The following is a 6,842-nucleotide window of genomic DNA, read 5'->3' as shown; positions in this document are numbered from 1 at the left end:
CAAAATCCGGCTCATCAACGCCCGCGGCTACGGACACCACTCAGCCCAAACACTGACCTCGATGATCTACCTATGCCTCGGCGGCCTACACCCCAAACTCCCCACACAAACCTGAGGAGCCGCACATGTTTTCGATACTACTCGACCTGGCTGACACGCGCCACCGGCGAGATGCCGGGCTGGAAAACCCGCCGGTCAGTCCTCCGGCCCCAACAACACGTCGTCGTCAAAGCAGCTGTGATCACCGGTGTGACACGCCCCGCCGACCTGGTCGACCACCAACAGCACCGCGTCCCCGTCGCAGTCCAGGCGCACCGAGTGCACGTGCTGGGTGTGGCCGGAGGTGGCGCCCTTGATCCACTGCTCACCGCGGGAGCGCGAAAAGTACGTCGCCTCGCGGGTTTCCAGGGTGCGGGCCAGCGCCGCGTCGTCCATCCAGGCGACCATCAGCACGTCGCCGCTGCCGCGCTCCTGAACGACGGCGGTGAACAGTCCGTCGGCGTTGTGCTTCAGTCGTCCTGCGATTTCGGGGTCCAGAGTCATCGCACCACCAGCCCTTCGGCGGCCATGGCGGCCTTCACCTGGCCGATGGTCAACTGCCCGAAGTGAAACACGCTGGCCGCCAGCACCGCATCGGCCCCGGCGAAAATCGCGGGCGCGAAATCCTCGGCGGCACCGGCGCCGCCGCTGGCAATCACCGGCACGCTCACCGCGGCGCGCACCGCGCGCAGCATCGGCAGGTCGAAGCCGGCCTGGGTACCGTCGGCGTCCATCGAATTCAGCAGGATCTCCCCCACCCCGAGTTCGGTGCCGCGGGATGCCCATTCGACGGCATCGATACCGGTGCCGCGCCTTCCGCCGTGCGTGGTGACCTCCCAGCCCGACGGCGTTTGTGGCGACCCGGCCGGTACGGTGCGCGCGTCGACCGACAACACGATGCACTGCGAACCGAACGCGCGCGACATCTCGGCCAGTAACTCCGGGCGGGCGATCGCCGCGGTGTTGACCGACACCTTGTCGGCGCCCGCCCGAAGCAGCCCGTCGACGTCGGCCACCGTGCGCACCCCGCCCCCCACGGTGAGCGGGATGAACACCTGCTCGGCGGTGCGGCGCACCACCTCCAGCATGGTGGCACGTCCCGACGACGACGCCGTCACGTCGAGGAACGTCAACTCATCGGCTCCCTCGGCGTCATAGACCGCGGCGAGTTCGACGGGATCGCCCGCATCACGCAGGTTTTCGAAGTTGACGCCTTTGACCACCCGGCCGTCGTCGACGTCCAGGCATGGAATCACCCGCACCGCAAGACCATCGTTGAAATACATTTCAGTAGTCCTCCGGCCTGCCGATGCGGCACAGGATGTCGAGCAGTTGTGCATGTACGCCGGGCGCTGCGGCCAGCGCGGACCGCGATTCGGGGCTCCATTCTTCTCCGGCCAGATTGGTCACGATGCCGCCGGCGGCCCGTACCAGCGCCACCCCGGCCGCGTGGTCCCATACATGGTCACCGAAACTGATTGCACCACCGAGTACTCCATCGGCAACGTAGGCAAGGTCGATGCCAGTGGCGCCGTGCATACGCAGCCGCGACGACACCCGGCTGAGGTTTTCCAGCACGGCCAACCGGTAGCGTCCGGGGAAGCGTCCGCGAGAGTCCACGTTGAAGGTGCCGATGCCGATGATCGCGTCGGACAGCTCAGCCGGTTCCAGCAGTGCCTGCGGCGCACCGTTCTTGATCAGTGGGCCACCGGCAACGGCGGTATATCGCTCCCCGGTGAACGGCAACCAGGTCAGGCCCGCGACCGGATCGCCGTCGTGCAAGAGGCCCAACAGAATCGCGGCCATCGGGGATCCGGCGGCGTAGTTGAAGGTCCCGTCGATCGGGTCGAGCACCCAGACCCACGGCGAGTCGACGTCTGGGCCGCCGAACTCCTCGCCGTGCACCTCGATTCCGGTGGCCGCCACCAACGCGTCGACGACCTGCCGCTCGATGGCCAGATCGACTTTGGTGGCGAAGTCGTCGCCCTTCTTGGCCACCGCCGAATCGGCGCGATGCCCCTGCAGGAACGGCTCGGCGACGGCGTCGAGAATCACCGATGCCTTGGCCACCAGCGCGTCGAGATCCATCACGCCCTACCCCGCTACCGCCGCCAACGCCTGCGGCAGACTGAATCGTCCGGCGTAGAGGGCCTTGCCTACGATAGCCCCTTCGACCCCGCTGCCGGTCAGCGTCGCAATGGCGCGCAGGTCATCGAGGCTGGACACCCCACCGGACGCGATCACCGGGGCATTGGTGCGCTCGGCTACTGCACCGAGCAGATCCAGATTCGGTCCGGCCAGCGTGCCGTCCTTGGTGACGTCGGTGACGACGAACCGCGAACACCCTTGGCGGTCAAGGCGTTCCAGCACCTCCCACAGATCGCCGCCGTCGGTCTCCCAGCCGCGGCCGCGCAGCCGGTGCTCGCCGTCGACGATCCGCACGTCCAGTCCGACGGCAACCTGGTCACCGTGTTCGGCGATCACCCGAGCGCACCACTGCGGGTTCTCCAGCGCCGCGGTCCCGAGATTGACCCGTGCGCATCCGGTCGCCAGCGCGGCCTTCAGCGAGTCGTCGTCGCGAATGCCGCCGGACAGTTCGACGTGCACGTCGAGCTTGCCGACCACCTCGGCGAGCAGTTCACGGTTGGACCCTCGGCCGAATGCGGCGTCGATGTCGACCAAATGAACCCACTCGGCGCCGTCGCGCTGCCAGCCCAGCGCGGCGTCGAGCGCTGAGCCGTACTCGGTTTCGCTGCCGGCGCGGCCCTGCACCAGACGCACCGCGCGCCCGTCGACGACGTCAACGGCGGGCAACAAGATCAGCACATTCCCTCCTGTGCCGCGAAAGTGCAACTACCGACACCCGTTCTCGACGTTTGCGTAGCGGAATGCACTTTCGCGGAATTCGTCATAGTCCTTCGACCCAGTTGCTCAGCACGGTCGCTCCGGCGTCGCCGCTCTTCTCCGGGTGGAACTGGGTAGCGGCCAACGCGCCATCCTCGACCGCGGCCAGAAACGGCACCTGATAGGTGGCCCAGGTCAATAGCGCGTCGGCTCCGCCCTCCCAGCGCTGCGCGGCATAAGAGTGCACGAAATAAAACCGGGCGTCGTCGCGCAAGCCCTTGAAGAGCCGTGTGCTCTGCGGCGCGGCCACCACGTTCCAGCCCATGTGCGGGATCACCTTGGCGTCTAACCGGGTTACCGCGCCGGGCCACTGCCCGCACCCGCCCGACTCCACCCCGAACTCCACCCCGCGGCTGAACAAGATCTGCATGCCGACGCATACCCCCAGCACCGGTCGCCCGGCGGCAACCCGCTCGGCGATGACCTGATCGCCGCCGATTGCCCGCAGGCCGGTCATGCAAGCCTCGAAGGCGCCGACGCCGGGCACAAACAGCCCGTCGGCAGCCGCCGCGGCAGCCAGGTCATCGGTCACTTGCACCGACGCGCCGACCCGCTCCAGCGCGCGCTGTGCCGACCGCAGGTTGCCCGAACCGTAATCGAGTACCACAACCGACTTCACAGCGTGCCTTTGGTGGACGGCACCCCCGACACCCGCGGATCGGATTCGACGGCCTGGCGCAGCGCGCGGGCGACCGCCTTGTACTGGGCCTCGGTGATGTGGTGCGGGTCGCGGCCGTAGAGGATGCGCACGTGCAACGCGATGCGGGCATTGGCGGCCAGCGTCTCGAACACATGCCGGTTGACGACGGTGTGGTACGGTACTCCGCCACCGGCAATCGTGAAGTGCCGCAAGTGGTCCGGCTCCCCGCTGTGCACACAGTAGGCCCGCCCGGACACGTCGACCGCGGCGTGGGCGAGCGTCTCGTCCATCGGGATGAAGGCGTCCCCGAACCGCCGGATCCCTTTTTTGTCGCCGAGCGCCTGGCCCAGCGCCTGGCCGAGCACGATCGCAGTGTCCTCGATGGTGTGGTGGCCCTCGATCTCGACATCGCCCTTGGCGCGCACGGTCAGATCGAAACTTGCGTGGCTGCCCAGCGCGGTCAACATGTGGTCGTAGAACGGGATTCCGGTGTCGACCTGAACTTGCCCGGTGCCGTCGAGGTCGAGTTCGACGACGATATTGCATTCGCGGGTGGTGCGTTCTACGCGGGCGCGGCGGCTGGTTGTCATGACGCTCCTAACGGCTGGGCCAAGTCGGTGGCGGCTATCCGTGCGCTGGCCTGCAGGAAGATGTCGTTCTCCTCAACCAGTCCGACGGTGACCCGCAGGTAGCCCGGAATACCGACATCGCGAATCAGGACACCGTCGTCCAGGTAGCGCTGCCAGGCGCTCGGCGCATCGGCGAATTGTCCGAACAGCACGAAGTTCGCGTCACTCGGGACAACCCGAAACCCCATGCCGCTCAACGCCGCGCTCACCCGCTCCCGTTCGGCGATCAGCGTGGCCACGCTGGCCAGTGTGTCGTCGGCGTGCCGCAGCGCGGCCCGGGCGGCAGCCTGGGTGAGCGACGACAGGTGATACGGCAGCCGCACCAAAAGCATCGCGTCGATCACCGCCGGGGTGGCGATCAGGTACCCGAGCCGGCCACCGGCGAACGCGAACGCCTTGCTCATGGTGCGGGTGACAATCAGCTTGGCCGGATACTCCGCCACCAGCTGCACGGCGCTGGGTTGTGAGGAGAACTCGCCATAGGCCTCGTCGACAATCAAGATGCCGGGCACGACGTCGAGCAGCCGTCGCAGCTTGTCCAGCGAAACACTTTGTCCGCTCGGGTTATTGGGGCTGGCGACAAATACCACGTCGGGACGACGCTCGGTGATCGTGGCGACCGCGGCCTCGACGTCAATGCTGAAGTCATCGGCGCGCACCGTCTGGATCCATTCCGTGCGGGTGCCGTCGGCGATGATCGGGTGCATCGAGTAAGAGGGGACGAAGCCGATTGCGCTGCGACCGGAGCCACCGAATGCCTGCAGCAACTGCTGCAGGATCTCGTTGGAACCGTTGGCCGCCCAGAGGTCTTCCACGCCGAGCGGCACACCGGTCTGCGCGGTTAAATAGGCGGCCAGGTCGCGGCGCAGCGCCACCGCGTCCCGGTCCGGGTAGCGGTGCAGGCCGGCCGCCGCGTCCCGCACCGACTCCACGACGTCGTCGACCAGTGCGGTAGGCGGCGGATGCGGGTTCTCGTTGGTATTCAGCCGAACCGGAACTTCCAATTGTGGTGCGCCATACGGTGATTTATCGCGCAGGTCGTCACGCAGCGGCAACTCGTCGAGCGTCGGGCGGTGGGTCATCGCTCGAACCTCCGCCGTATCGCCTCGCCGTGCGCGGGCAGGTCCTCGGCCTTGGCCAGCGTGATCACGTGCCCGGACACGTCTTTGAGCGCAGCCTCGGTGTAGTCGACGATATGGATGCCACGCAGAAATGTCTGCACCGACAGGCCGCCGGAATGCCGGGCACAGCCCGCGGTGGGCAGCACGTGGTTGGAACCTGCACAGTAGTCACCCAGGCTGACCGGCGACCACGGGCCGACGAAAATCGCGCCGGCCGAATGGATCCGGCCGGCAACGTCGGTCGCATCGGCGGTGTGGATCTCCAGGTGCTCGGCGGCATAGGCGTTCACCACGCGGATGCCGGCGTCGAGGTCGTCGACCAGGATGATCGCCGACTGGCCTCCGGACAGCGCCGCGCTCACCCGTTGTCGGTGCACGGTGGTCTCCAGCTGGGCCGCCAGCTCGGCGTCGGTGGCGTCGGCCAGCCCGGCGCTGGCCGTCACCAGCACGCTGGCGGCCATCTCGTCATGTTCGGCCTGGCTGATCAGGTCCGCGGCCACATGTGCCGGATCGGCGGTGTGATCGGCCAGGATCGCGATTTCGGTTGGCCCGGCTTCGGCGTCGATGCCGACCTGCGAGCGGCAGAGCCGCTTGGCCGCGGTGACGTAGATGTTGCCCGGCCCGGTGATCATGTCGACCGGCGTCAGCTCGGCGCCGTCGGTGTCGGTGCCGCCGTAGGCCAGCAGGGCGACGGCCTGCGCGCCGCCCACGGCCCAGACCTCCTCGACGCCGAGCAGCGCCGCTGCGGCCATGATCGTGGGGTGCGGGAGGCCGCCGTGCTCGGCCTGCGGCGGCGACGCCACCACCAGCGACTCGACCCCCGCCTCCTGGGCCGGCACCACGTTCATGATCACGCTGGACGGGTAGACGGCCAGCCCGCCCGGCGCGTAGAGCCCGACCCGGCGCACCGGCACGAACCGTTCGGTGACGGTGCCGCCCGGCACGACCTGCGTGACGACGTCGCGCCGGCGCTGGTCGGCGTGCACCCTGCGCGCCCGCTCGATCGACAGCTCCAGGGCCGCGCGCACGCCCGGGTCGAGCGCCGACAGCGCCCCCTTGAGCGTCTGCTCCGGCACCCGGACCCCGCTGGGCCGTACGTGATCGAACTTCTCGGCGAACTCCAGCGCCGCGTCCACGCCCCGCTCGCGCACCGCCTCGACGACGGGCCGGACCTGGTGCAGCACCGCGTCCACGTCCGCCTCGGCCCGGGGCAGCAGCCCGCGCAGCATGGCGGTGCGGGGAAGGGGTTCGGCGCGCAGGTCGAGTCGGCGGAGCATGCCCCTCAGAGTACGGGGGCCGACCGACAGGTTCGCGTCAGCAGTGGACGCGCCCGACGGCGGCGCGACGCGCGGGCGCGATCTGTGCGTGGTCGGTCTGCGCCACACCTCACGGCCCCACCGCAGGCCCCGCGGTACGGGGCGCGGCGATCACGAGCGGGGTGATCGTCGCGAACCGTACCTGCGCGCCGTGCCCGGGACGCTCCTGTGCGGACTGCGCCGATCACAGGAC

The 6,842-nt window shown here is 68.6% G+C and carries 8 protein-coding genes; all 8 read right to left on the bottom strand.

The features are described 5' to 3' along the window. Positions 1-195: 195 nt before the first annotated feature. The 8 genes from hisI to hisD all read right to left on the bottom strand — a co-directional run bounded on the left by hisI (position 196) and on the right by hisD (position 6,610). Positions 196-543, bottom strand: coding sequence for a phosphoribosyl-AMP cyclohydrolase (gene hisI / locus ACRDTL_RS06490; protein WP_431505887.1), 348 nt, complete (start codon positions 541-543; stop codon positions 196-198). Then, complete coding sequence (gene hisF, locus ACRDTL_RS06485; RefSeq protein WP_431505886.1) at positions 540-1,325, bottom strand: imidazole glycerol phosphate synthase subunit HisF; 786 nt, start codon at positions 1,323-1,325, stop codon at positions 540-542. Before hisF ends, hisI begins: the two co-directional genes overlap by 4 nt. A gap of 1 nt (position 1,326) precedes the next feature. Continuing rightward, on the bottom strand, positions 1,327-2,127 hold the full coding sequence (locus tag ACRDTL_RS06480; RefSeq protein ID WP_431505885.1) for an inositol monophosphatase family protein: 801 nt from the start codon (positions 2,125-2,127) through the stop codon (positions 1,327-1,329). A gap of 6 nt (positions 2,128-2,133) precedes the next feature. Next, positions 2,134-2,865, bottom strand: coding sequence for a bifunctional 1-(5-phosphoribosyl)-5-((5-phosphoribosylamino)methylideneamino)imidazole-4-carboxamide isomerase/phosphoribosylanthranilate isomerase PriA (gene priA, locus ACRDTL_RS06475; RefSeq protein WP_431505884.1), 732 nt, complete (start codon positions 2,863-2,865; stop codon positions 2,134-2,136). Between the two features lie 82 nt (positions 2,866-2,947). Next, positions 2,948-3,562 (bottom strand): imidazole glycerol phosphate synthase subunit HisH, encoded by a 615-nt coding sequence (hisH, locus tag ACRDTL_RS06470; RefSeq protein WP_431505883.1) that lies wholly within the window; start codon positions 3,560-3,562, stop codon positions 2,948-2,950. Continuing rightward, on the bottom strand, positions 3,559-4,173 hold the full coding sequence (gene hisB, locus ACRDTL_RS06465) for an imidazoleglycerol-phosphate dehydratase HisB (RefSeq protein WP_431505882.1): 615 nt from the start codon (positions 4,171-4,173) through the stop codon (positions 3,559-3,561). Before hisB ends, hisH begins: the two co-directional genes overlap by 4 nt. Then, a complete protein-coding gene (locus ACRDTL_RS06460) occupies positions 4,170-5,294 on the bottom strand; it encodes a histidinol-phosphate transaminase (RefSeq protein ID WP_431505881.1) in 1,125 nt (374 codons plus the stop codon). Before ACRDTL_RS06460 ends, hisB begins: the two co-directional genes overlap by 4 nt. Beyond that, positions 5,291-6,610, bottom strand: a complete 1,320-nt coding sequence (gene hisD, locus ACRDTL_RS06455) for a histidinol dehydrogenase (protein ID WP_431505880.1) — start codon at positions 6,608-6,610, stop codon at positions 5,291-5,293. The genes ACRDTL_RS06460 and hisD overlap by 4 nt, the downstream gene beginning before the upstream one ends. Positions 6,611-6,842 lie beyond the last annotated feature (232 nt).

The sequence above is a fragment of the Mycobacterium sp. genome, assembly GCF_050700595.1.
In the GTDB taxonomy this organism is placed as follows: Bacteria; Actinomycetota; Actinomycetes; order Mycobacteriales; family Mycobacteriaceae; genus Mycobacterium.
This window is presented reverse-complemented; position numbering and strand designations above follow the sequence as displayed.